Source organism: Anaerofilum hominis (genome assembly GCF_014287275.1).
Taxonomy (GTDB): domain Bacteria; phylum Bacillota; class Clostridia; order Oscillospirales; family Ruminococcaceae; genus Pygmaiobacter; species Pygmaiobacter hominis.
This window is the reverse complement of the sequence record NZ_JACONZ010000002.1, coordinates 196529-220723: the sequence shown is the minus strand read 5'-3', so window position 1 is coordinate 220723 and position 24195 is coordinate 196529. Positions and strand designations below refer to the sequence as shown.

The window sequence follows — 24195 nt, the reverse complement described above, 5'->3', positions numbered from 1 at the left end:
GCATCGTCATTTTTGCACTGTAAACCGAAAACTTCTGCGGATCAGCTCCGCCCATCCCTGCGGCACATGTTTCATCACCCGTTTCCCTTTGCGCCTTTGCGGGCGTATCCTGTTTTTTGTTTACGGCTACAGTATACCGCCGCCATGTTAAAAAACAACGGATGATTTTTGAACAAACTGTAAAAAATTAGCACTCTTTAAGTTAGAGTGCTAATTTTTTATGAATTCAATTTTTCCGCTTTGCTGCGTTGTTTTCTCCACATTTCATAAAAGAATCCGGCCGAGTGCCAAACCGTTTTCACTCCCCTAATATCTCTCCTATCGACCCGTGAAACAGATGATCAGCCCGCCGGTCGGCCGGTGTGGGGGTGCGGTTGATGACCACCAGCCTGTCCCCGCGGTAATAGTCGATCAGCCCCGCCGCCGGATAAACGGCAAGCGAGGTGCCGCCGATGATCAGCATGTCGCAGGCCGCGATGGCGCGGACCGCGCCCTCCAGCACATCGCTGTCCAGGCCCTCCTCATACAATATCACGTCCGGCTTGATGACGCCGCCGCAGCTGCACCGGGGGACGCCGGTGCTCTCTGTGACCGCCTTTACGCCGTAAGCCCTGCCGCAGCGCATGCAGTGGTTGCGCAGCACGCTGCCGTGCAGCTCGAAAACATTTTTGCTGCCCGCGCGCTGATGCAGGCCGTCGATGTTCTGGGTCACCACGGCGCGGCATTTCCCCTGCGCTTCCAGCTTTGCCAGCATGCGGTGGGCCGCGTTGGGCGCCGCGTCCAGGTAAAGCATCCTGTCGCGGTAAAAATCGAAAAACGCCTGGGTATGGCGCTCAAAAAAGGTATGGCTCAAGATGGTCTCGGGCGGGTAGTCATACTTTTGATGATAGAGCCCGTCCACGCTGCGGAAATCCGGGATGCCGCTCTCGGTAGACACCCCCGCGCCCCCGAAAAAGACGATATTGCCGCTGCTTTCGACGAGTTCTCTCAGTTTTGCATCCATCAGCTTTCCCTCCCCATGCCGTCCCGCCGCTTTTTGCGGCAGAAAGCGGCGGCCGCCAGCGCCGCATAGCTCAGCGCCAGATACAGCAGCGGATAAAACGGTTCCCGCATCTGCAGCACCAGGCCGTAACCGGCGGCAAAAAGGGCCGTCAGCAGTGCGGGCAGCGCCCAGCGCCGGGACGCCTGCCAGCCGCAGAAAACGCCGGCAGCCAGAAAAAAGGCCGGATGCAGGACCAGCAGAAAAAACATGGAAAAAGCCATTCCCGCCCCGGGCGGCAGCAGGGCCCGCGCCAGTGCCGGCACCCCGGCAAAAAGGATAAGGCCCAGCCCCAGGGCCAAAAGCGCCTCTTTTTTGTTCATCTTTCGTCCTCCCTTTCCCGGCCCCGGCGGGCGCGGCGTTGCTGCGCCGGGGCCGGGGCTGTCCGCAAAATGGATAAAACGCCGCTCCCTTTTTTCCGTGTTTTTATTATACTTCTAAAAAAGCGGCGGCACAATGTCCGGCGCATTGACTTTGCGCCCTCACTTTGTTATAATTTTAACATATAAAAACACCTCCCGCTCGCCAATGCCCAAAGCAGGCGGCTGCGCTGCAGGGCGGAGCTGGGAGCGCGGCTTTAAAACTGATAAAAAAGGGATGGGATCACAATGTCAGTCAAGATCATGACCGCCCGCGAGGCGATGGATCTGGTGCCGGACGGCGCCACTGTGGCCACCGGCGGCTTCATCGGCGCCAGCTTTGCCGAGGAGCTGGCGCTGGAACTGGAAAACCGCTTTCTCGAGACCGGGCGGCCGCGCGATCTGTCGCTGATCTTCTGCGCCGCCCAGGGCGACCGCAAGGACAAGGGGCTGAACCATCTGGCCCACGACGGCATGCTGAAAGCCGCCATGGGCGCCCACTGGGGCCTGGCGCCCAAGATCGGCCAGATGGTGGCTGACAACAAGATCCTGGCCTATGTGTTCCCGCAGGGGGTCATGTGCCACATGCTGCGCGATTCTGCCGCGCACCGGCCCGGCACCCTCACCCACGTGGGGCTGGGCACCTTTGTGGACCCGCGCCTTGGCGGCGGCAAGATCAACGATCTGACCCGCGCTGCCCCGGACCGGGTGCATCTGATGGAACTGGGCGGCAGGGACTATCTGTTTTATGATTATCAAAAGGTGGATTTCGCGCTGCTGTGCGGCACCTACGCGGACGAAAACGGCAATATCAGCATGGAGCGCTGCGCCGTCACCGGCGAGATGCTGGCCACCGCCCAGGCCTGCAAAAACAGCGGCGGCACCGTGGTGGTGCAGGTGGAGCGGGTGGTCAAAGCCGGCTCACTGGACCCCAAAAAGGTGGAGATCCCCGGCATCCTGGTGGACGCGGTGGTGCCGGTGAGCGATATGAAATACCACATGCAGACCTTTGACGTGGACTATAACCCCGCCCTTTCGGGCGAGCACCGGGTGAGCCTGAAAGCGGCGGACCCGCTGCCCCTGACCGACAAAAAGATCATCGCCCGCCGCGCCGCCATGGAGCTGCGCAAGGGCACGGTGGTCAACCTGGGCATCGGCGCGCCGGAGTTTATCTCCAACGTGGCGGCCGAGGAGGGCATCACCAGCCATTTCACCCTGACCGTGGAGGCCGGCATCACCGGCGGCGCGCCCCAGGGCGGCCTCTCTTTCGGCACCAGCCTGAACCCGGACTGCATCATGTGCCAGCCCAGCATGTTCGACTACTATCAGGGCGGCGGCCTGGACCAGACCTATCTGGGCTTTGCTGAGGGCGACGGCGCGGGCAATGTCAACGTCTCCAAATTCGGCCCCAAGCTGCCGGGCTGCGGCGGCTTTATCGACATCAGCCAGAACTCAAAACAGGTCTTTTTCTGCGGCACCTTTACTGCCAGCGGCCTCAAGACCCATGTGGAGGACGGCAAACTGGTGATCGACCAGGAGGGCCGCATCGACAAATTCCTCAAAGAGGTGGAGCAGATCACCTTCAGCGCCAAGACCGCGCTGGCAAACGGCGTACCCGTGGTCTACTTTACCGAGCGGGCGGTATTCCGTCTCACCGCCCAGGGCCTGGAGCTGACCGAGATCGCCCCGGGCATCGATCTGGAGCGGGATATCTGTGCGCATATGGCGGTGCGCCCAGCCATCTCCCCCGATCTGCGGCTGATGGACGCGCGCATCTTCCGGGACGAGCCGATGGGCCTGAAATAAAGGGACTGCGCGCCGCGCGGCGGCGCCAAATCTCCAAATACAGAAAAGCGGGAGGGGCTTTCGCCCCTCCCTCTCTTTTTTATCGGTCCGACTGAAAAACAGGGCCTTGTCCGCTCCGCCGCTCCCCAGGGGGCGCGGTCCCCGCCGCAGAAAACCAGGCGGCAGGGCGCGCCCGCAGCCGGTCTGCCCGGGCGGGCGCGCAGCCGGCACTGAAAAAACAGCCGCGCTGAAAAGGCGCTTTCCCGCAGCCGCCCCCCTGCAGCCGGGCCCTGCCCTGGAGTAAGGGAATGCCGCAAAAGCGCGAAAAAACAAAAAGACAGGGCCCGGGCCTTGCGGCGTCCGCCTCACGCGGCGCCCAATCCGCAAATTTTTTTGAAAAGCCCCGTTTGGGCCATCTCAAAACAGCGTTTTGGAAAAAAGCGCAGCACAGCATTTCTGTGCCGGAGCGCCCGGCAAACGCAGTCCCGCATAAGGGGCCGCGCTGTTTTGAGGCAGCGGGGCTTGACCAGCAGCGCCGGCCCGAACGCCGCCCCTCCCCAGCGTGGCTAGGGGCGGGCCTAAGGCGGATCTTAACACGCAGCGCCGGCCCAAACGCCGCCATCCCCAAGAGACCCCTGCCTGTTTTGCGACAGGCAGGGGTTTCTTTCATTTTTACCATTCCGCTGCCGCCGGGCAGCGTTTCTTTTCGGGATAGCCCCGCGGCCCCCGTCCTTTTTTGACCACAGCGGAGGCGGTCGGCCTGCGGGACGCGCCGTCAAAAGTTCTTACTCTTCGACGATGCCGGCCGTGGCCTGCGCCTCGCCCAGCAGGGCGTTGATCTCCTCTTCCGTCAGCGCGTCGAAAACCTCGCTGATAAAAGCCGCCAGATCAGCGTCGCCCTTTTTGACCGCCGCCACGTTGCCGTTGCTCTCATAGACGATACCGATGTCCTGCATGACCAGATCGTCGTGCACCGCCGCGTAGCCCGCGCCGATGGTGTTGTCCAGAAAGACCGCTTCCACCTTGCCGGCTTTCAGCTCGGTGATCATGTCCCCCACCTTGGTCAGCTGCACCACATTTTCCGCCCCGGCGATCTCGTTTGCCAGAGGCACCTGGATAGCGCCTTTCTGCGCCGCCACTTGGCAGCCGGCCAGGCTTTCCTGGGTGGTGTATTTGTCCGCGTCCTCCGCGCGCACCAGCACCACCTGCGCGCCGCGGAAATAAGAGGAGGAGAAGTCCACCGCTTTGGCACGCTCGGGCGTGTTGGACAGCGAGGCCATGACAAAGTCGAAATCCCCTTTGTCCAGGCTGATGAGCAGGTTGTCAAAGGACATGTCCACGACCTCCAGCTCTACCCCCAGCGCGTCGGCGACCTTCTGCGCCAGGGCGACGTCAAAGCCCACAATGGTGTCTGTGCCGTCGATCTCGGTGTGGAACTCAAACGGCGGGTAATCTGCCGAGGTGCCCAGCACGATCTTGCCGGCCGCTTTGATGCCGGCGATGCGCTCACTGGCAGACCAGTCGCCCGCGCCCGAGTCCGGCGCGGAGGAGCCCGCAGCGGGGGCGGATGCGGATGGACCGGTCCCCGACGCGTCCGGCGGGACAGAACTGGAGTCCGAGCCGCCGCAGGCGGCCAGGGAAAGCGCCATTGCCAGCGCCAAAACCATTGCAGTGATCTTTTTCATCTTTTCTCCCTCTCTCTTCTCTTCATGTTTCCCCGGTGCCGCCCTGGCGGCGTCCGCTTACTCCCACAGGGGCTTATCCCACAGCTTGAGCGGGGTGCCGATCCCCATCTTCTGCGCGTTCAGGAACAGCTGGTAGCCGATCATGATATCCAGCGCGCCCAGCCCCAGCGAGGAGCAGTTGATCACCTGGGCCGGGTCGGTGCGGCCGCCCCATTTGCCCAGCACCATGTCGGACAGCTCGACCACCGTGTCCTTGGTCAGTTTGCCCGCCTTGTACAGCTGGGCCGCCGCCTTGGTCTCGTAGGTGATGATCTGGTCCCAATAGTCCACCGCGATGACGTCGCTGGCGGTCACCACGTCCAGCTCCGCCTCCATGCTGCCCATATTGATGACCGTGACGCCCGGTTTGACCCACGACTGGTCCAGGAACGGCTTGCGGGCCGTGGTCTCGGTGATGATGATCTGCGAGGCCAGCGCCGCCGTCTTTGCGTCCGCGGTGGGCACGATCTCTGCCGGATAGACGTCCTTGTATTCCGCCGCCAGCCCCTCCGCCTTGGACAGGTCCAGGTCGGACAGATAGATCGTTTCCACCTGGGGCAGGCTCTCGCAGACCGCCATGATCATGGTGCGCCCGATGACCCCCGCGCCCACCAGCGTGACCGCCTTGGTATCGGCGGGCGCCGTGTGCTTTGCGAAGACGCCGGCCACCGCCGAGGTCCGCATCGCGGTGATCAGGGTGCCGTCCAGGATGCAGAAAGGCAGCACGGTCTCCGGGTCGCTGAGGATGGTGATGTCGATGCCGTAGGGGATGCCGGGGATGGCGCTGTTCTTTTTGGACTCGGCCGCCCACTTGGTGCCGCCGATGTTGACATCCCCGCCGATATAGCAGGGCATGGAGTTGAAAAACGAGTTCCAGTCGGCGCCCGAGCCGATGGGCATGCCGATGTGGGTCTTGGGCGGGTTGATGACCTGCCCCTGGCCCAGCAGCGCATAGGTCTTTTCCACCGTCTCGATGGTCATCTTCATATCCAGAGCGCCTGCCTTGATAACGTCCTCTTCCTGCAAAAACAGAATACCCGGGTCAATGGAATGGATCATGATTCTCTCCTCCTGAAAAGTTTTGATGTTTGTTTTTTATTTTCACACCTGGTCCCGGACCGCGCGGGGCAGCCCTCAGATGCAGTTGAGCACCTTTGACAGAAAATCCTGTGTGCGCGGATGCTGCGGGGAAGTGAAAAGCTTCTGCGGCGCGCCCTGCTCCAGGATCTGTCCCTCGTCCATAAACAGCACCCGGGTGCCCACCTTTTGGGCAAAGCCCATCTCGTGGGTGACCACCACCATCGTGATGCCCTCCCCGGCCAGATCTTTCATCACGCCCAGCACCTCGCCCACCATCTCGGGGTCCAGGGCGCTTGTGGGCTCGTCAAAAAGCATCACGTCCGGGTTCATGGCCAGGGCGCGCACGATGGCGATGCGCTGCTTTTGTCCGCCCGACAGGCGCGAGGGGTATTCCTGCGCTTTGTCCGCCAGGCCGATCCGCTCCAGCAGCTTCATGGCCTCCTGCTCCGCTTCCTCCTGGCTGCACTTTTTTACCAGCTTGGGGCCGATGACGATGTTTTCCAGCACCGTGAGATGGTTGAAGAGGTTGAACTGCTGAAACACCATGCCCATCTTCTGCCGCAGCAGATTGATGTTGGCGCCCTTGGCGCAGATATCGCTGCCCTCAAAAATGATCTGCCCGCCGCTGGGTTCTTCCAGCCGGTTCAGGCATCGCAGAAAGGTGGACTTGCCGGACCCTGACGGCCCGATGACCACCACGACCTCGCCCCGGCTGATCTGCACGTCGATCCCTTTCAGCACCTCGTTGCCGCCAAAGCTCTTGCGCAGGCCCCTGGCCTCGATCAACAGATTTGTTTCACCGGTCACTGCGCTTCAGCCTCCTCTCAAAGATGCTCACGCCCTTGCCCGCCACCAGATTCAGGATCAGATAGATCACGGCCGAGATGTAATAGCAGGGCAGCGGGTTGTAGGTGGCCGTGACCACGATGCCGTTGTTGTACATCAGATCGCTGATGCCGAGATACTGGATGACCGAGGTCTCCTTGATCATGGTGACAAACTCGTTGCCGATGGCCGGCAGGATGTTTTTGATCGCCTGCGGCATAACGATGTGCAGCATCGTCTGTCCGCCCGTCATGCCGATGGAGCGCGCCGCCTCGCTTTGCCCCACATCCACCGCCTGGATGCCCGAGCGGATGACCTCCGCCACATAGGCGGCCGAGTTCATCGACAGGGCGATGACGCAGGGCAGCGCCCGCTCCAGTGCGATCCCCCAGACGCTCACCTTGGGATAGGGGATAAAATCCAGCTGGTAATAGACGATATACAGCTGTACCAGCAGCGGCGTGCCGCGCAGCACGGTGATGTAAAACCGGGCAAATCCGTTCAGCAGCCGGTTCTTGGACAGCCGCAGCAGCGAGATCACGCAGCCCAGCAAAAACCCGCAGAACACGGTGATCAGCGAGATCAGAATGGTGGTTCGGGTCCCCTGCAAAAAGTAGTGATAATAATTAGTAAGTATTTCCAGGATGTTCAAAGGGACGTCACCTCCCCGTTCTGCAGCCCTTTGTTCTGCGATGGGTCCATTGTATCAGATAATGAATAAATATTCAATATATTTTTTAAAATTTGTATATATATTCATTTGTGCCTGTGTTTTATCCTTTTTGCGGCATTTAAATTCAACAAAATGCACAAGTATTTTGCCCGCCCGATCCGCATAGGGCCTTTTTTGCCGCCCCCGCCGGCGGGGAGGTGCCGCGGGGGCGGCGGGCAAGGGGCTGCGGCGCGCTTTCCCCGGACAGGCGCCCCATGCCGGCCCCAACGCCGTTTTCCGCCCCGGCTTTCGGGGGACGCCTGCCCCGCTTTGCGGCGGCGGACCTCTCTGTGGTATAATCAGGTCACCGGCCCCGCGGCTTCCGCGCGGCCGCTTTTCAGGGCCGAAAAAACCGGCGCAACCGCAACTTTACATCGCGAAACCAAAACGCAACAGCAAGTTGGTGGAGGTTGCCGTCCCGCCACGGTAAACTGAGAGCACAGAAAAGGCCTCCCGGCCCGCCGCCCGCTGCGGCGGCGGGGAGAGAGCGCCTCATCAACGCCAAGGAGGAACTTGTCATGAGTTTCAGTGAAAATCTTCAGTTTTACCGCCAGCAGGGCGGCCTCACCCAGGAGCAGCTGGCCGAGACGCTGGGCGTCTCCCGCCAGTCGGTCTCCAAGTGGGAGTCCGGGCAGAGCTACCCGGAAATGGAAAAGCTGCTCGCGCTTTGCGAGTTGTTCCGCTGCGATCTGGACACCCTGCTGAAAGGCAGCGCCGTCGCCGCCAGCGCCGACGTGGGCAGAGCCTATGACGCCTATAAAAACCGCTCTGCGGTGATGAGCGCCGCCGGGGTGGGCATTTTGATCTCCGCCCTTGCCCTCGCCTGCCTGCTGGACGGGCTGGGGATGCACGAAATGGTGGCCGGTATGGCCTTTTTTGCGGCGGCCCTGCTCGGCTGCATGGTGCTCATCGTCAGCGGCCTGCTGTCCAGCGAATTCAACCGCAAACACCCGCGCATGGAAGATTGCTACACCGAGGCCCAGCGGGACGCTTTCCACAGCCGTTATGTGGTGCTGACCGCTTCCGCCCTGGGGGTCATTTTTCTCAGCGTCCTCTGGCTGCTGGGCTCCCAGGCGCTGCCTCTGCCCGCCCGCTGGAACGACAGCTTCTCCGGCTCGATCTTTTTTGTGGGCATCGCGCTGGGCGTGGCCCTGCTCATCTGGACAGGCATCCAGGAAGAAAAATATCATATCGACAACTACAACCGGGAAAACGACCCCGACGACGAGACCCGCGCCCGCCGCAGCCGGATCGGCCGCCTTTGCGCCTGCATCATGCTGGCGTCCACCGCGGTGTTTGTGGTCTGTATCTTTGCCCTGCCCCAGTGGCGGGACGAGGCTGCCGCCATCATCTACTCGGTCGGCGGCATCGGCTGCGGCATCACGGCCGTGGCGCTGAACCACACGGGCAAGAGCGAAAAAAAATAGACGCCGCCCTGCGGCCTTTCCGCGCCTTGTTTGGTGCGGAAAGGCCGGACCGGAAACGCCGCCGTCAAAAACCAAAAAACGACCCCCGCCTCTGTACAGAAGGCGGGGGCCGTTTTTGAGGAAGAAAAATGAAAAAAGCCGTTGCATCGTTGGCAGCTCTGCAACACTTACAGTTTACCCCGGTCTGCCTTTTTTAAACACCAACCGGGTGTAAAATTTTTTGAAAAGCCCTGCCGGTGCAAAAGGACGCTTTTGCGGCCCGGCTCCTTTACCCCTCGAAGATGACTTTCAAACCCGCCGCTTTGGCCCCTACCGGGATACAATAAGGGCTTACCAGGGAAAGATTGTTCTGAAGCGCCCCGGCAGCCAGCAGCAGAGCGCGGTATCCATCAGCGCCCTGTTGGCGAAGCACCGGCGGTGCCTGCCGATGGATCCGACCGGGGACCTGAATAAAGATGCCGCTGCTGACACCACATCGATCCTCAAAGGCAGCACCTGTCCATCCGGCAAATGCGTTGTGATCACCGCCCACTCAAATGGACCAGAAAAAACGGATATGATTTTCCGGCTTAAAAAGGCCAACTGCAAATCTCGGATACTTCTGACAGACGGTGAGCGCCATTGACGATCCTGAATAAATCACAAAAAAGCAGAGAAGAAAGCCCTCTTTCCCCCACTTGACAAGAGGCGCCAAAATGCTTACGATTGGTAATGTCCTGTTGACAGGAGGTGAACATGGTGTTATTCGGAAAATTTACGATTGATTTTGGCTCCACACAAGTTTATACCACGAAACATTGTGCGGAGCCTTTTCTGAGCGTTGATGGATAAACGGGGAGGCAAAGGCAGCCAGGGACTGCCTTTGGTTTTTATACCCTTTTGACCAATCGACAATAGAAAACAAACGGTTCGGGCCACAGACAATGTTTTGTTTGCGGCCTTTTGTTCTGCCTGTTTTGAGGCAATCACGCAGAGGGCGCACAGTTTTGTGTGCCCTCTTTTCTTTGAAAGGGGAACAGATCTATGACTGAGGAACAAAACTTATTGACCGGGAGCGTGCCCAAAAGGTTGGTCGCTTTTGCGTTTCCGCTGCTTTTGGCAAATCTCCTGCAATCTTTTTATAACGTCGCAGATATGTTGGTGGTTGGACGGACCGTCGGAGAAGCGGGTCTTGCGGCCATCAGCAACGCATCCAAACTATGCTATATTATCAACTCCATCTGCATCGGCCTCACGATGGGGGGAGCTGTATTGATCGCTCAATATAAAGGCGCAAATGATAAGAAAGGACAGGCTGAAACTTTTCAAACGCTGGCTTTGGTCTCCCTTGCGTCAGCGCTGCTTGTAACCGTTGTGAGTTTGGCATTCTATCAGCCGCTTTTTCAAGTGTTAGGCATTCCGGCAGACGCCTATCAGGCTGCCTGCGATTACATGAAAATCATCTGCTGGGGAACGGTCTTTGTCTTTGGATATAATGCGGTCTGTTCCATTCTAAAAGGCCTGGGGGATTCCAGATCGCCCCTTTATTTCGTTGGGATCGCTGCATTTGTTAATGTAATACTGGATATTTTACTGGTGGGTCCCCTGGAAATGGGAACGGCAGGAGCCGCTTATGCAACGATCACGGCGCAAGGGATCTCTTTTGTGATCTCAATTTTCTACTTGCGGAAGCATAAAGTATTTTTTTATGCTGACGGCCAGAAGAAATTCACATTACAAATGGATAAACTGATCGCCATTCTGAAAGTCGGTTTACCCACAGCCTTTCAGATGGCAGTGGTAAACACAGCCTATCTGATCGTAACAGGTATGCTGAATCAATTTGGCACTTCGGTGTCTGCAGCTTCCGGTATGGGATTGCAGATCAACACTTTTGCCGGTATGCCCTGTTGGGCTATTGGACAGGCGGTTACAGCAATGGCGGGCCAGTGTATCGGGGCAGGTCAGATAAAACGGGCACGAAAAGTAGTCAAAACGGGTTTGCTGCTCAATGTCTCCGCAACACTTGTGGTCGTATCAGGCGTCCAAATTTTTGCGGAACAGCTGATTCTGCTTTTCGGCAGCAGCAGTCCCCAAACAGTAAAGGATGGAATTTACTATCTGCGGGTCTGCTGTGGGATAAACAGCCTTGTTTATGCTGTGATGTACACATTGGACTCATTTGCGATCGGCATAGGGTCGGCAAATATCGCCATGCTGGACGCCTTGTTGGACGCGGTGATCGTACGCTTACCCGTGAGTTGGCTTCTCGCCTTTTCACTTAATATGGGATTCCCGGGTATTTATTGCGGACAGGCTCTTTCTCCGATCATTCCGGCTATTGTGGGGTTTCTCTATTTTCGCAGTAAGGGATGGGAAAGAAGAACGCTTGTTTCAAAATAAATATTTCGCGGAAAACTTCTTAACGCACCATAGAACTGCCGCGGTTATCTGCATAAAGATCCCCATCCGCCCTCCCACAGCACGAAAGAAAAATTTCTGCGGCTGGGCCAAAAAATCATCGGGAACGTCTGCTGCGGTGACTGCGGACGCTTGGTTCACAGGGGCCGTCAGGCTTTTCCGAAAGCGTTCCCGGCATGCTCGTGCAGCCGTGCGCCTTTCTGCAGGACCTGCGCATCTGGAAAAATCTCCCGGGACCGGCCGCCTCTCTTATCTCTATTCCAATCGTATTCGACTTTTTTGTCGAAATCAATTATAAAATGCAACAAATACTCGCAGCCAGTTTTTCCCGTACCTGCAAAACGGAAACTCTGCAGCTGATTTTAGCCGGTAAAAAGGAAAAATCGGGGGCGGACCTTGGGAAGCCCTCACGATCTTACCTCATTTTGGGCATACTGCCTCTTGACAGCCGGCGAAGAGAACGATATTATGAAGATACACCCCCCAGGGGTGGGGTATATGAAACGGCTGTCCTTTCAACAGCCTGGTATCCCGCCGGCCCGTTTTGCCGGCGATCGCCCCACAGAGAAAGGATAGGATGAGAATGAAACAAAAATTCGACGTGACCGGCATGACCTGCTCGGCCTGCAGCGCCCACGTGGAAAAAAGCGTGCGCAAACTGCCCGGCGTCTCGTCGGTGGCGGTCAATCTGCTGCAGAACACCATGCTGGTGGAATATGAGGAGGACAAGCTCAGCGCAGCGCAGATCTGCAGCGCGGTCAAGGCCGGCGGTTATGGCGCCGCCCCCCAGCAGCCCCGCGGCGCGGGGCCAAAACGCGCGGCCCCGCCCAAAGAGGCGCCCGGCGGCGTGATGTCAGCCGAGCTGGCGGCCATGAAGCAAAGGCTGATCGTCTCTTTCTGCTTTCTTGTGCCGCTGATGTACGTCTCCATGGGGCATATGATGGGGCTGCCGCTGCCCGCGTTCCTGCTGGGGCACGAAAACGCCGTCTCCTTTGCCATGACCCAGCTGCTGCTGACCCTGCCCATCCTGTATGTGAACCGCAAATACTACGAGGTCGGCTTCAAGACCCTGTTCCGCGGCGCGCCGAACATGGATTCGCTGATCGCCATCGGGTCCGCCGCGGCGGTGGTGTATGGCGTTGTGGCCATCTACGGCATCGGCTGGGGCCTGGGCCACGGCGACATGGAGCTGGTCGCTCATTACCACATGGACCTCTATTTTGAATCGGCCGGCACCATCCTGACCCTGATCACCGTGGGCAAGTATCTGGAGACCCGCTCCAAGGGACGCACCAGCGACGCCATCACCAAGCTGCTGGACCTGGCTCCCAAGACCGCGGTGGTGGAGCGGGACGGTGAAGAGCTCGAGCTCCCGGTGGAGGAGGTCGTCGTGGGCGACGTGGTCATCGTGCGGCCCGGCGGGCGCATCCCGGTGGACGGCGTGATCCTGGAGGGCAATGCGGCGCTGGACGAGTCCGCCCTCACCGGCGAGAGCCTGCCGGTGGAAAAAGGCCCCGGCGACAAGGTCATCTCCGCCTCCATCAACCAGTCCGGTTATCTGAAATGCAGGGCCCTGAAAGTGGGCGACGACACCACGCTGGCCCAGATCGTACAGCTGGTGGAGGACGCCAACGCCAGCAAGGCCCCCATCGCCAAGCTGGCGGATAAGGTCAGCGGCGTCTTTGTGCCGGTGGTCATCACGATCGCCGCGGCCGCGGCGGCGGTCTGGCTGCTGCTGGGCTATCCCATCGATTTTGCGCTTTCCATCGGTATTGCGGTGCTGGTCATCAGCTGCCCCTGCGCACTGGGCCTCGCCACCCCCACCGCCATCATGGTGGGCACGGGCAAGGGCGCCGAGCACGGCATCCTCTTCAAATCCGCCGAAAGCCTTGAGGTGGCGCACACCGTGAACACCGTGGTGCTGGACAAGACCGGCACCGTCACCGAGGGCAAGCCCGAGGTCACCGACCTGCTGCCCGCGCCCGGCGCAGACCCGCGCGAACTGCTGCGGGTGGCCGCCGCCGCCGAGCGCCCCAGCGAGCACCCGCTGGCCGCCGCCATCCTGCGCCGCGCTGGCGCCGAAGGGCTTGAGCCGGACGCGGCCGCGGGCTTTGAGACCGTCCCCGGCCAGGGCGTGACCGGGCAGGTGGATGGGCAGCCCGTGCTGGCGGGCAATCTGCGGATGATGGAGGCGAACGGCCTCTCCGCCGCCGATTTCGGCGCGGACGCGGACGCGCTGGCAAACGAGGGCAAGACCCCCCTGTTTTTCGCCTGGGCCGGCAGGCCGCTGGGCGTGATCGCGGTGGCGGACGTGGTCAAGCCCACCAGCCGTGCCGCCATCGAGGAGTTCCGGGCCCTGGGCGTGGATGTGGTCATGCTCACCGGCGACAACCGGCGCACCGCCGAGGCCATCCGCGGCCAGCTCGGCATCGACCGGGTCGTGGCCGAAGTGCTGCCCCAGGACAAAGAGCGGGAGGTCGCCGCCCTGCAGCAGGCGGGCAAAAAGGTGGCCATGATCGGGGACGGCATCAACGACGCCCCGGCCCTGGCCCGCGCAGACGTGGGCGTCGCCATCGGCGCGGGCACCGACATCGCCATCGAGAGCGCCGACGTGGTATTGATGAAAAGCGACCTGCTGGACGCGGTCACCGCGTTCCAGCTCTCCCGCTCGGTCATCCGCAACATTAAGGAAAATCTCTTCTGGGCATTCTTCTATAACTCCATCGGCATCCCCCTGGCGGCCGGCGTGTTCTACACCCTGCTGGGCTGGAGGCTGAACCCCATGTTTGGCGCGGCGGCCATGAGCCTTTCCTCTTTCTGCGTGGTGTCCAACGCGCTGCGGCTAAAACTGTTCCGGCCCAAATTCCGTCATCCCCTCCCGTCCCCCGCAAGCGGCTGTCCCATCGCGGCGGCCGCACCGTCCGAGATAGAAAACAACAAAAAAGAAAAGGAAGTGTCCGTGATGAACAAGACCCTGAAAATCGAAGGCATGATGTGCAACAACTGCAAGGCCCATGTGGAAAAAGCGCTGGCCGCCGTGGAGGGCGTGTCGGCCGTGGCGGTGGACCTGGAGTCCAAACAGGCCGTGGTGACGCTGGCCGCCGACGTCGCCGATGAAAAGCTGGTCACCGCCGTTACCGAGGCCGGCTATGAGGTCGTGTCGGTGGGCTGAGCGCCCCCTCACCAGCGGCCCGCACGGCCGTATTCTCAGGAAAGGACGGAACCTGCCCCGTGAAAGCTGATAAGGCCCAGATCACCCGCCTTTTAAAAACCGCGCGCGGCCAGATCGACGGCGTACTGCGTATGGTGGACGACGACAAATACTGCATCGATATCGCCAACCAGATCATGGCCGCCGAGGCGATCCTGCGCAAGGCCAACAAAGAGATCATCCGCGCCCATCTGGAGGGCTGCGTCAAGGACGCGTTTTCCTCCGGCAGCGAAGAGCGGATGGAACGTCAGATCGAAGAGATCCTGAATGTGATGGACTCTCTGGGCAAATGAAAGATCAAAAAACGCAGCGGCCGGACAAAATGTCCTCACAGCCGCTGCGTTTTTTTGATCTTTCTCCCGGGCAGTGCGCCGAAAGCCCGGGCTTTTCTATCTGGCCTGGGGCTTTCCTGCTCATCCCGTCTGCTCGGATGACGGCAAAGTGTGGCAATATTGCTGCGAGCGCTGCGGCGCTTTCTTTGCGGTGAGCAGATAGCGCGCCGCCCTTTGCGGGGCAGTTTCGGGCTCAAGATCAAAACGCGGCCTTTCCCCCCATTGCTGCGGGGAAAGGCCGCGTTTTTTGTTGCCTGTTCCGGCAGGGCCTGCGTGCTCCCTGCCGCTTTCCGGTCAACCTTTCTGTTCGAGTTCCCAGGGGCGCTGCACCGTCTCTGCGCGCTGCTGATGCGCCACTTCCAGCAAAAAGCGGTAGAGCGGCGCCAGCAGGCGAAAATCCTTTGCCAGCTCGTCCGCCAGCCGGTCGGAAAAGAGCAGCTCCGGGTCCCGCCGCCGGGCGTTGAAGCTGATGCCCCGCAGCTCCAGCCAGTCCCGCTGGGCGGCCGGCGCGTCGGGGAAATGGGGGCGCTTGTACCGCTCGCCGTCCAGCGCGAACACCTGCTGCGCGCGCAGGGCTTTATCCGCCTTTTTCCAGGCGGGCGTCCGCGCGCGCACCTGGGCGCGCAGCGTTTCCATATACGCGGTGGAGGCGTCGTAAAAACCGCAGCCATAGCCGAAGTGCCCGTCGCTGAACACCTCAAAATAGAGGCCCGGCACCTCGCGGCCGTACATTTTACCCCGCTTGTAGACGATCCACATATTGTCGCGGTACAGCGATTTGTCATGGGTGAAGCGGGTGTCCCGGCGGATGCGGCTGATGGTTTTGCCCACCGCCGGGTCGGTGGTGAGCTGCGGGTCCAGCTCCAGCATCACCGGCCCCAGCGCGGCGGAAAGCTCTGTCAGCGGCGCTTTCACCAGGGTCTCATACTCGTTTTTATGCTCTAAAAACCACTCTTTACTGTCATGGAGCCGGTTTTCAAACAAAAAATCCAGACTCTTCTGCGAAAAAGGCATTTTTCATCACTCCATAATAGAAAGGACAAGATCACCGCGGCGAGCCCGTCCCCCTCTGCGGAGGGGCGGAACGCGCGATGGAAACGGACGAAAACGGCACGGACGCCTTTGGACGCCGCCGTCTTTTACGCCTCCCCCGGCAAAAAATCGCAGGCCAGCGCCGTGAAAAAGGCGGCGCTCCAGCAGAGGGCGTCCTCGTTGATGGTATAGCCCGCATTGTGGATGGGCAGGCGCTCGCCCTGCAGCGGCGCGCTTCCGCCAAAGACATAGACGCCGGGGAACTCCTGCAGATAATCCCCCATGTCGTCCGCCGCCAGGGAGGGCACCATCTGCTCCACCCGGCCGCCGATCTGCTCGGCCGCCCGGGCCGCCACGGCCACGGCATCGGCGTCGTTCACCACCGGCAGGGTCGCGGGCCCGTGCACCAGCGTGGCCGTGGCCCCGTAGGACGCAGCCACATCCCGCGCCATCCCCTCCATCAGCGCGAAAAGCTCTTTCAGCTGGGGCACCGAGAAGAAGCGGTTGGTGCCGCTGATGAGCGCCGTGTCCGGCACGATGTTCTTGCCGGTGCCCGCTTGGAACATACAGGGGCTGATGACAAAATGGTCGAACGAGGAACGCCTGGTGCCCTGCACCGCGCCCAGCCGCAGCAGGATCTCCGCCGCCGGACGGATGGGGTCCACCGTGTTCCAGGGCGCCGACCCGTGGCCGCCGCGCCCGGTGACCGTGATGTCCCAGCCCACCGCGCCCGCCATAAAGGGGCCGGGCATGCAGACAAAGGTGCCCGGCTCCCACTCGGGCATCAGATGGATGCCCACCGCGAGGTCGACGCCGCCCTGGGCCTTGAGATACTCAATGATCTCCGCAGCGCCCCAGCCCTGCTCCTCCCCCATTTGAAAACAGAGGTAAACGGTGCCCGCCAGCTGATCGCGCAGATCCCACAGCAGTCTGGCCGCCCCCAGCAGCCCGGCCGCGTGCCCGTCATGGCCGCAGGCGTGCATGACGCCCGGGTTTTCCGAGGCAAAGGGCAGGCCCGTGGCCTCGGTCATGGGCAGGGCGTCAAAATCCGCCCGCAGGGCCAGCCGTTTGCCCGGCCGCGCCCCCTCGATCCTGCCGATCACATTGCGGCGCTCATCCACCACAAAGGGGATGCCCAGAGCGGTCAGCTCCTGCGCGATGCGCGCGGAAGTCCACACCTCTTCGCCCGCCAGCTCGGGGCGGCGGTGAAACTCCCGCCGCAGGCTCACCATATAGTCCCGCTGGCCCTCGGCCAGCGCCCTGATCCCGTTTTTATCCATCTCAGGTGCCCTCCTTTTTTTCTTTTATCGCGGTGCGATAAAAGCCTTGCTCCGGCGGCCGGGCAGCGCGCCCCACCGCACGAACGGCCGTTTTTGGGACCTGCGCAGGTCCCCGCGCGGCCGCAAAACAGTCCGCCTCACAAACCGGGGCCTGCCCGGCGCTCCGCATGGGCTGCAAAACGGCCCGCGGCTGTTTTTGTCACCTGCTCATCCAGCTCTCGTCAGAGGGGTCGTCGCGGAACGCCAGCAGCTTTTTGCAGTCGCTCTCCCGGATATATCCCTCGGCCGCCGCCACCTGGACCAGCGCGTCCAGGTTGGAGAGAGAGTGGTTTTCCACCCCATCCGCCGCCAGCCGCTCCAGGCCCTTTTTCATCCCGTAGGTGAAGATGGACACCACGCCCAGCACCTCGGCCCCGGCGGCGCGCAGCACGTCCACCACCTCCAGCACGCTGCCGCCGGTGGAGATCAGGTCCTCGACGACCACGACTTTCTGTCCCGGCTCCAGCCTGCCCTCGATCTGGTTTTTGCGGCCGTGATCCTTGCTGCCGCCGCGCACATAGCCCATGGGCAGGTCCAGAATGGTGGCGGTGATGGCGGCATGGGCGATGCCCGCGGTGGAGGTGCCCATCAGCACCTGCGCATCGGGGTAAAATTCTTCTACGAGCTCCGCCAGCCCGTTCTCGATCTCCTCGCGCACCGCCGGGGCCGACAGGGTCAGCCGGTTGTCGCAGTAGATCGGGCTTTTGATGCCGGATGCCCAGGTGAACGGCTCGTCCGGCCTCAGAAACACGGCCCCGATAGAGAGCAGGTCCTTTGCAATTCGGTTTTCGGTGTCCAGCATGATGATCTCTCCTTTTTTTCTATGTGTCGATGTTCCCGGGCAGCGGCAGCCGGCGGCCGGGTCCCCGGCGCGGCCCGCCGCCTGAAAAGTGCGCGGGACTTTTCCGGCGCGCTTGCCGGCCTGCCGCCGGGCCGGCGGCAGAGCGCACGGGCGGGCGCGCCCCGCAAAAAGGGGCGCAAAGCCCTGTCAGCCCACAAATTCCTCCACGCAGCGGCGATAGGCGGCCAGCGGGTCGGCGGCGGCGGTGATGGGGCGGCCGACCACGATGTAATCGGCCCCGATCTGCCGGGCCCGGGCCGGGGTGGTGATGCGCACCTGGTCCCCCGCCTCGCCGTCGGCAAAGCGGATGCCCGGGGTCACTGCGAGGAAGCCGCTGCCGCAGGCCTCCTTGACCATGCCCGCCTCCAGCGGGGAGCAGACCACGCCGTCCAGCCCCGCCGCCCTGGCGTTCTGGGCATATTTGACGATCACGTCGTTGATGGGCCGGTCGATGAGCAGCTCGTCCCGCATCCGCTCCTCACTGGTGGAGGTGAGCTGGGTCACCGCGATCAGCAGCGGGCGGCTCCCGTCTGGGCGGGTGAGGCCCTCCAGCGCGTACTTCATCATCTCTACGGTGCCCGCAGCGTGCAGGTTGCAGATGTCCACGTCCAGGCGGGAGAGGGCGGCCATGGCTTTTTTCACCGTGTTGGGGATATCGTGCAGCTTCAGGTCCAGAAAGATCTTGTGCCCGCGCCGCTTGATCTCCCGCACGATCTCCGGCCCCTCGGAATAGAACAGTTCCATGCCGATCTTGACAAACGGGCGCTCCTCCCCAAACCGGTCCAGAAAGGCATAGGTCTCCCCGGCGCCCGCAAAATCGCAGGCAATGATGACGTCTCTGTTCATGGCTTTCGTCTCCTTTTCAAATCGATTTTTTCTGCAGACAAAAATTATTTGACTCAGACTTTTAAAGACTTTTAAAAAAACAGTTTTGGGACAGCGGAAAAGCAAAAACGGGGCCGCGCGGACGCCCCGGCCCCGGGCGCGGCTCTGCGCTCACGCCGTTTCGGGGCTGTTGTTGCGCCGGCGGGCCCGCGCGCCGTTCTGCGACAGGCCCGGTTTATACAAAAAGTATATCTTTGCGCTTCTATTCCGTTTTTGCGGCTGCCATGCCGGTCAGCTCTGCAGCCCGCTCCACGCCCAGCCGGGCCAGCACCCCCGGCAGGGCTTCCACGATCTTTTTACAGGCAAAAGGATCCACCAGATTGGCGGCCCCCACCTGTACCGCCGAGGCGCCGGCCATCATCATCTCTGCGACCTTTTCGGCGCTGTCCACCCCGCCCATGCCGATCACGGGGATGTCCACCGCATGGGCCACCTGCCACACCATGCGCAGCGCCACCGGGAAAATGGCGGGCCCGGACAGGCCGCCCATCGTGTTGGCCAGCACCGGCCGGCGGTGGGCCAGGTCGATGCGCATGCCCAGCAGCGTGTTGATAAGGGAGAGGCCGTCCGCCCCCGCTTCCTCACAGGCCCGCGCCACCGCGGTGATATCGGTGACGTTGGGGGAGAGCTTGATGTAGACCGGCTTATCGGTGACCTGCTTGACGGCCCGGGTCACGGCGGCCGCGCCCTCCGGCGTGCTGCCGAAATTGATGCCGCCCTCGTGGACGTTGGGACAGCTGACATTCACCTCGATCAGGCCCACCTGCTCCTCTTTGCCGATGCGCTCGCAGCAGTACTGGAACTCCTCCACCGAAAAGCCGCCGATATTGGCGATGACCGGCTTGTGGAAATACCGCTTCATGCGGGGCAGCTCTTCCCGGATGACCGCGTCGATGCCGGGGTTCTGCAGGCCCACCGCGTTGAGCATCCCCGCGTCGCACTCGGCGATGCGGGGGGTGGCGTTGCCGAAGCGCGGTTCCTTTGTGGTGCCCTTGAACGAAAACGATCCCAAAATATCCAGATCGTAAAAATCTTTGAACTCGTTGCCGTAGCCAAAGGTGCCGCTGGCCGGGATCACCGGGTTGTCCAGCACCAGGCCGGAAAGCGTTACCCGCAGGTCTACCATACCACTTCCTCCTTTGCCAGCACCGGGCCGTCTTTGCAGATGCGCTTTGAGCCGTATTTTGTCTTGCAGCTGCAGCCCATACAGGCGCCGAACCCGCAGCCCATCCGCTCTTCAAAGCTGAGCTGTCCCGGGCAGGCGCAGGCGCTGTACACAGCCCGCAGCATCGGCTCAGGGCCGCAGGTGTAAAAGTAGTCATACCGCATGCCCGCCGTGTTCAGCAGGTCGGTGACAAAGCCTTTCTGCCCATAGCTGCCGTCCGCGGTGGCCACCATGGTGGGGCAGCCCAGGTCGCGGAACTCCTGCTCGTAAAAGACGTCGGCCGCCGTATTGAAGCCCAGCAGCACCGCGGGGGGACGGCCCTGCCGCCAAAGCCGCTTTGCCAGCCCGTAGAGCGGGGGCACGCCCACGCCGCCCCCCAACAGCACCGGCGCCGCGCCGCAGGCCGCCAGATCATAGCCGTTGCCCAGGCCCACCAGCAGGTCCAGCGCGGCCCCGGGGCCGCCCATGCCCGCCATGCGGCGCGTGCCCTCGCCCACCACCTTGTAGATCAGGGTGATGGTGGCGTCGTCCCAGTCCGCGATGGAGATGGGGCGGCGCAGGTAACAGCCGTCCAGACGCACGTTGACAAACTGCCCGGGTGCCGTGACGGCGGAGGTGTCGCCGGCCAGCACCATGCGGTAGACGTCGCGGGTGAGGGGGGCGTTTTCCTGGATGGTATAAAGTCCCTGTTTCTGCATCGTGATCTTCCTTTTTTCAATCAATCCCTGCGGGCGGCCGGGCCGCTGTTCTCAGGCTGCCCGGCCCGCGCCCGCGCGCTCAGTCCTCGTCGATGGTGGACACGCCCAGCGTGATCTCCTCCAGCACGTCCAGCAGCACTTTTACCGTCTCCAGCGCCGTAAACATGGTCACGCCGTTCTCCACAGCGCAGCGGCGGATCTCGTAGCCGTCGGTCTCGGCCCCCGCGCCGCCGATGACGCTGGTGTTGATGACGTAGTTGACATGCCCGCGCCGCAGCGATTCCAGGATCTCCTCACTGCCCTCGCTGATCTTTTTCTTTGACCGGGTGCGGATGCCGTGCTCTTTCAGAAAAGCCGCCGTGCCCTCGGTGGCCTCGATGTTGAAGCCCAGGTCGTAAAAGCGCCGGATGAGCGGCAGCGCCTCTTCCTTGTCCTTGTCCGCTATGGTGACGAAGATGGTGCCGTAGTTGGCCACGTTCATGCCGCTGGCCTGCAGCGCTTTGTACAGCGCGCGGGTCAGGCTGCGGTCATAGCCGATGGCCTCGCCGGTGGACTTCATCTCCGGCGAGAGGTAGGCGTCCAGACCGCGGATCTTGGAAAACGAGAAAGCCGGCGCCTTGACATACCACTTTTTGCGCTCGGGCGGGTAAAGCTGGGTGCAGCCCTGCTGCGCCAGCGGCTGGCCCAGGATCACTTTGGTGGCGATGTTGGCAATAGGGATGCCGGTGGCTTTGGACAAAAACGGCACGGTGCGGGACGAGCGCGGGTTGACCTCGATGACATACACGTCGTCCCCCACGGCGATGAACTGGATGTTGAACAGCCCCACGATGCCGATGCCAAGGCCGAGGCGCTTTGTGTAATCCAGGATCGTGTCCTTCACTTTCTGGCTGACGCTGAAGGTGGGGTAGACGCTGATCGAGTCGCCCGAGTGGACGCCGGTGCGCTCCACATGCTCCATGATGCCCGGCACGAACACGTCCCGGCCGTCGCAGATGGCGTCCACCTCCAGCTCCTTGCCCAGGATGTACTTGTCCACCAGCACCGGCTGGTCGGCGTCCAGCTCCACGGCGGTCTGAAGATAGCGGCGCAGCGCGTCCTCGTCGGCCACGATCTGCATGGCCCGCCCGCCCAACACATAGCTGGGCCGCACCAGCACCGGATAGCCGATGCGGGCCGCCACCCGGCAGCCGTCCTCAATGTTGGTCACCGCCTCGCCCTTGGGCTGGGGGATCTGCAGCTGCTCCATGATCTTTTCAAAGCAGTCGCGGTTCTCGGCGTTCTCGATGGCCTCCACGCCGGTGCCGATGATGTTGACCCCCAGCTCATGCAGCGGCCCCGCCAGATTGATGGCGGTCTGCCCGCCCAGCGAGGCCACCACGCCCAGCGGTTTTTCCAGCTCCAGCACGTTCATCACGTCCTCGACGGTGAGCGGCTCAAAGTACAGCTTGTCGCTGGTGGTGTAATCGGTGGAGACGGTCTCGGGGTTGTTGTTGATGATGATGGCCTCGTACCCCGCCTCGCGGATGCCCCAGATGGCATGCACCGTGGAGTAGTCGAACTCCACCCCCTGCCCGATGCGGATGGGGCCGCTGCCCAGCACCACGATCTTCTTTTTGTCCGAGACGATGGATTCGTTTTCCTGCTCATAGGTGGAGTAAAAATAGGGCACATAGCTGTCGAACTCGGACGCGCAGGTGTCGATCATCTTATAGACCGGAAAAACGTTCTGCTTTTTGCGCAGCCGGTATACCGACGCCTCGGTCATGCCCCAGCGCTCGGCGATGTACTTGTCGCTGATCCCCATCCGCTTTGCATCCCGCAGCACCGCGGGGTCCTTGGGCCCCGCGGCCAGGACCTTTTCAAAGTCGACGATGTTTTTGAACTTTTCCAAAAACAGCAGGTCGATCTTGGTCGCATTGTAGATCAGCCCCAGGTCCACCCCCTGACGGATCAGCTCGGCGATGGCGAACAGCCGGTCGTCGGTGCCCTCGCGCACATAGCGCAGCAGCTCGTCCGCGGCCATGCCGTCAAACTTTTTGCTGTGCAGGTGCCACACCCCGGTCTCCAGGCTGCGGATGGCTTTCAGCAGGCTCTCCTCAATGGTGCGCCCAATGCTCATCACCTCGCCGGTGGCTTTCATCTGGGTGGAGAGGCGGTTGCTGGCGGAGGCGAACTTGTCAAACGGGAAGCGGGCGATCTTGGTCACCACATAGTCCAGCGTGGGCTCAAAGCTGGCGGGCGTGTTGGCGATGGCGATCTCGTCCAGCGTCATGCCCACCGCGATCTTGGCGCTCACCCGGGCGATGGGGTACCCGCTTGCCTTGCTGGCCAGCGCCGACGAGCGGGAGACGCGGGGATTGACCTCGATCAGGTAATATTTGAAAGAGTGGGGGTCCAGCGCGAACTGCACGTTGCAGCCGCCCTCGATCTTCAGCGCCCGGATCAGCCGCAGCGCAGAGTCCCGCAGCAGCTGGTATTCCTTGTTGGTCAGGGTCTGGCTGGGGGCGACCACCACCGAGTCACCGGTGTGGATGCCCACCGGGTCGATGTTCTCCATGTTGCAGATGGTGATGGCGGTGTCCTTTTTGTCCCGCATCACCTCGTATTCGATCTCCTTATAGCCCTTGATGCTCTTTTCCACCAGCACCTGGTGCACAGGCGAGAGCTTGAGGGCGTTTTTCATCACTTCCCGGAACTCGGCCTCGTCGTCGGCAAAGCCGCCGCCGGTGCCGCCCAGCGTGAAAGCCGGCCGCAGCACCACCGGATAGCCGATCTCCTCGGCCGCGGCGAGCCCCTGCTCCATGCTGCCGGCGATGATGCTGGGCAGCACCGGCTCGCCCAGGCTCTCGCAGAGCTCCTTGAATTTTTCCCGGTCCTCCGCCTGCTCGATGCTGGCAAAGCTGGTGCCCAGGATCTCCACCTGGCACTCGTCCAGCACCCCCTTTTTGGCCAGCTGCACGGCAAGGTTGAGACCGGTCTGGCCGCCCAGGCCGGGCACGATGGCGTCCGGGCGCTCGTAGCGGATGATCTTGGCCACATATTCCAGGTTCAGAGGCTCCATATAGACCTTGTCGGCGATGGCGGTGTCGGTCATGATGGTGGCGGGGTTCGAGTTGACCAGCACGACCTCGTAGCCCTCCTCTTTCAGGGCAAGGCAGGCCTGGGTGCCCGCGTAATCAAACTCGGCGGCCTGCCCGATGACGATGGGGCCGCTGCCAATGACCATGATCTTATGGATATCGGTGCGTTTTGGCATATCTGAAACAACCTCCTTGGTGGTGATGCACAGGCGGAACGGCCTGCAGTGAAAAGCGATCCTGGCCGGGCTGGGCGCCGCGGTCTTTTGGCGGCTGCCGCC

The 24195-nt window shown here is 61.7% G+C and carries 19 protein-coding genes; 6 read left to right on the top strand and 13 right to left on the bottom strand.

Going from position 1 to position 24195, the window contains the following annotated elements; genetic code table 11:
• Positions 1-298: 298 nt before the first annotated feature.
• Both H8S23_RS06165 and H8S23_RS06160 read right to left on the bottom strand, forming a co-directional pair.
• Positions 299-1003 (bottom strand): NAD-dependent protein deacylase, encoded by a 705-nt coding sequence (locus H8S23_RS06165; RefSeq protein ID WP_186887455.1) that lies wholly within the window; start codon positions 1001-1003, stop codon positions 299-301.
• Positions 1003-1362, bottom strand: coding sequence for a hypothetical protein (locus H8S23_RS06160; protein WP_186887454.1), 360 nt, complete (start codon positions 1360-1362; stop codon positions 1003-1005). The genes H8S23_RS06165 and H8S23_RS06160 overlap by 1 nt, the downstream gene beginning before the upstream one ends.
• Before the next feature lie 285 nt (positions 1363-1647).
• Between H8S23_RS06160 and H8S23_RS06155 the strand changes: the two genes are divergently transcribed.
• Complete coding sequence (locus tag H8S23_RS06155; RefSeq protein ID WP_186887453.1) at positions 1648-3204, top strand: acyl CoA:acetate/3-ketoacid CoA transferase; 1557 nt, start codon at positions 1648-1650, stop codon at positions 3202-3204.
• Positions 3205-3968: 764 nt separating this feature from the next.
• Here H8S23_RS06155 and H8S23_RS06150 read toward each other — a convergent pair.
• From H8S23_RS06150 to H8S23_RS06135, 4 genes are all read right to left on the bottom strand, one after another.
• Complete coding sequence (locus H8S23_RS06150) at positions 3969-4868, bottom strand: transporter substrate-binding domain-containing protein (RefSeq protein WP_186887452.1); 900 nt, start codon at positions 4866-4868, stop codon at positions 3969-3971.
• Between the two features lie 57 nt (positions 4869-4925).
• Positions 4926-5966, bottom strand: coding sequence for an ornithine cyclodeaminase family protein (locus H8S23_RS06145; protein WP_186887451.1), 1041 nt, complete (start codon positions 5964-5966; stop codon positions 4926-4928).
• A gap of 75 nt (positions 5967-6041) precedes the next feature.
• Entirely contained in the window at positions 6042-6773 is a 732-nt protein-coding gene (locus H8S23_RS06140; RefSeq protein ID WP_186887925.1) for an amino acid ABC transporter ATP-binding protein, read from the bottom strand.
• A gap of 10 nt (positions 6774-6783) precedes the next feature.
• Positions 6784-7464, bottom strand: a complete 681-nt coding sequence (locus H8S23_RS06135; protein WP_243165907.1) for an amino acid ABC transporter permease — start codon at positions 7462-7464, stop codon at positions 6784-6786.
• Positions 7465-8042: 578 nt separating this feature from the next.
• Here H8S23_RS06135 and H8S23_RS06130 point away from each other — a divergent pair.
• From H8S23_RS06130 to H8S23_RS06110, 5 genes are all read left to right on the top strand, one after another.
• Positions 8043-8951: a helix-turn-helix domain-containing protein gene (locus H8S23_RS06130; protein WP_186887450.1), complete on the top strand. Its 909-nt coding sequence runs from the start codon at positions 8043-8045 to the stop codon at positions 8949-8951.
• 220 nt (positions 8952-9171) lie between these two features.
• The gene (locus tag H8S23_RS06125; RefSeq protein ID WP_186887449.1) at positions 9172-9576 is read left to right on the top strand and encodes a hypothetical protein; all 405 of its coding nucleotides are present in this window, start codon (positions 9172-9174) and stop codon (positions 9574-9576) included.
• Positions 9577-9974: 398 nt separating this feature from the next.
• The gene (locus H8S23_RS06120; protein WP_186887448.1) at positions 9975-11333 is read left to right on the top strand and encodes an MATE family efflux transporter; all 1359 of its coding nucleotides are present in this window, start codon (positions 9975-9977) and stop codon (positions 11331-11333) included.
• Positions 11334-11934: 601 nt separating this feature from the next.
• Positions 11935-14523 carry a heavy metal translocating P-type ATPase gene (locus tag H8S23_RS06115; protein WP_186887447.1) on the top strand — a complete coding sequence of 863 codons (2589 nt, stop codon included), beginning with the start codon at positions 11935-11937 and terminating at the stop codon, positions 14521-14523.
• A 59-nt stretch (positions 14524-14582) separates the two neighbouring features.
• Positions 14583-14855, top strand: a complete 273-nt coding sequence (locus H8S23_RS06110; protein WP_186887446.1) for a metal-sensing transcriptional repressor — start codon at positions 14583-14585, stop codon at positions 14853-14855.
• Positions 14856-15188: 333 nt separating this feature from the next.
• Here H8S23_RS06110 and H8S23_RS06105 read toward each other — a convergent pair whose 3' ends face one another.
• The 7 genes from H8S23_RS06105 to carB all read right to left on the bottom strand — a co-directional run bounded on the left by H8S23_RS06105 (position 15189) and on the right by carB (position 24093).
• On the bottom strand, positions 15189-15908 hold the full coding sequence (locus tag H8S23_RS06105; RefSeq protein WP_186887445.1) for a DUF2461 domain-containing protein: 720 nt from the start codon (positions 15906-15908) through the stop codon (positions 15189-15191).
• Positions 15909-16033: 125 nt separating this feature from the next.
• The gene (locus H8S23_RS06100; protein WP_186887444.1) at positions 16034-17206 is read right to left on the bottom strand and encodes a M20 metallopeptidase family protein; all 1173 of its coding nucleotides are present in this window, start codon (positions 17204-17206) and stop codon (positions 16034-16036) included.
• 199 nt (positions 17207-17405) lie between these two features.
• The gene (pyrE, locus tag H8S23_RS06095; protein WP_186887443.1) at positions 17406-18047 is read right to left on the bottom strand and encodes an orotate phosphoribosyltransferase; all 642 of its coding nucleotides are present in this window, start codon (positions 18045-18047) and stop codon (positions 17406-17408) included.
• Between the two features lie 186 nt (positions 18048-18233).
• Positions 18234-18932: an orotidine-5'-phosphate decarboxylase gene (pyrF, locus tag H8S23_RS06090; protein WP_186887442.1), complete on the bottom strand. Its 699-nt coding sequence runs from the start codon at positions 18930-18932 to the stop codon at positions 18234-18236.
• Between the two features lie 241 nt (positions 18933-19173).
• On the bottom strand, positions 19174-20097 hold the full coding sequence (locus H8S23_RS06085) for a dihydroorotate dehydrogenase (protein ID WP_186887441.1): 924 nt from the start codon (positions 20095-20097) through the stop codon (positions 19174-19176).
• A complete protein-coding gene (locus H8S23_RS06080) occupies positions 20091-20834 on the bottom strand; it encodes a dihydroorotate dehydrogenase electron transfer subunit (protein ID WP_186887440.1) in 744 nt (247 codons plus the stop codon). The genes H8S23_RS06085 and H8S23_RS06080 overlap by 7 nt, the downstream gene beginning before the upstream one ends.
• Before the next feature lie 79 nt (positions 20835-20913).
• Positions 20914-24093, bottom strand: a complete 3180-nt coding sequence (gene carB, locus H8S23_RS06075) for a carbamoyl-phosphate synthase large subunit (RefSeq protein WP_186887439.1) — start codon at positions 24091-24093, stop codon at positions 20914-20916.
• Positions 24094-24195 lie beyond the last annotated feature (102 nt).

Excerpts from the sequence above, each read along its gene's own strand:
- carB (WP_186887439.1), bottom strand. The coding sequence starts at position 24,093 with ATGCCAAAACGCACCGATATCCATAAGATCATGGTCATTGGCAGCGGC.
- H8S23_RS06120 (WP_186887448.1), top strand. The coding sequence starts at position 9,975 with ATGACTGAGGAACAAAACTTATTGACCGGGAGCGTGCCCAAAAGGTTG.
- H8S23_RS06080 (WP_186887440.1), bottom strand. The coding sequence starts at position 20,834 with ATGCAGAAACAGGGACTTTATACCATCCAGGAAAACGCCCCCCTCACC.
- pyrE (WP_186887443.1), bottom strand. The coding sequence starts at position 18,047 with ATGCTGGACACCGAAAACCGAATTGCAAAGGACCTGCTCTCTATCGGG.
- H8S23_RS06115 (WP_186887447.1), top strand. The coding sequence starts at position 11,935 with ATGAAACAAAAATTCGACGTGACCGGCATGACCTGCTCGGCCTGCAGC.
- H8S23_RS06085 (WP_186887441.1), bottom strand. The coding sequence starts at position 20,097 with ATGGTAGACCTGCGGGTAACGCTTTCCGGCCTGGTGCTGGACAACCCG.
- H8S23_RS06165 (WP_186887455.1), bottom strand. The coding sequence starts at position 1,003 with ATGGATGCAAAACTGAGAGAACTCGTCGAAAGCAGCGGCAATATCGTC.
- H8S23_RS06100 (WP_186887444.1), bottom strand. The coding sequence starts at position 17,206 with ATGGATAAAAACGGGATCAGGGCGCTGGCCGAGGGCCAGCGGGACTAT.
- H8S23_RS06130 (WP_186887450.1), top strand. The coding sequence starts at position 8,043 with ATGAGTTTCAGTGAAAATCTTCAGTTTTACCGCCAGCAGGGCGGCCTC.
- H8S23_RS06105 (WP_186887445.1), bottom strand. The coding sequence starts at position 15,908 with ATGCCTTTTTCGCAGAAGAGTCTGGATTTTTTGTTTGAAAACCGGCTC.
- H8S23_RS06145 (WP_186887451.1), bottom strand. The coding sequence starts at position 5,966 with ATGATCCATTCCATTGACCCGGGTATTCTGTTTTTGCAGGAAGAGGAC.
- pyrF (WP_186887442.1), bottom strand. The coding sequence starts at position 18,932 with ATGAACAGAGACGTCATCATTGCCTGCGATTTTGCGGGCGCCGGGGAG.
- H8S23_RS06160 (WP_186887454.1), bottom strand. The coding sequence starts at position 1,362 with ATGAACAAAAAAGAGGCGCTTTTGGCCCTGGGGCTGGGCCTTATCCTT.
- H8S23_RS06155 (WP_186887453.1), top strand. The coding sequence starts at position 1,648 with ATGTCAGTCAAGATCATGACCGCCCGCGAGGCGATGGATCTGGTGCCG.
- H8S23_RS06150 (WP_186887452.1), bottom strand. The coding sequence starts at position 4,868 with ATGAAAAAGATCACTGCAATGGTTTTGGCGCTGGCAATGGCGCTTTCC.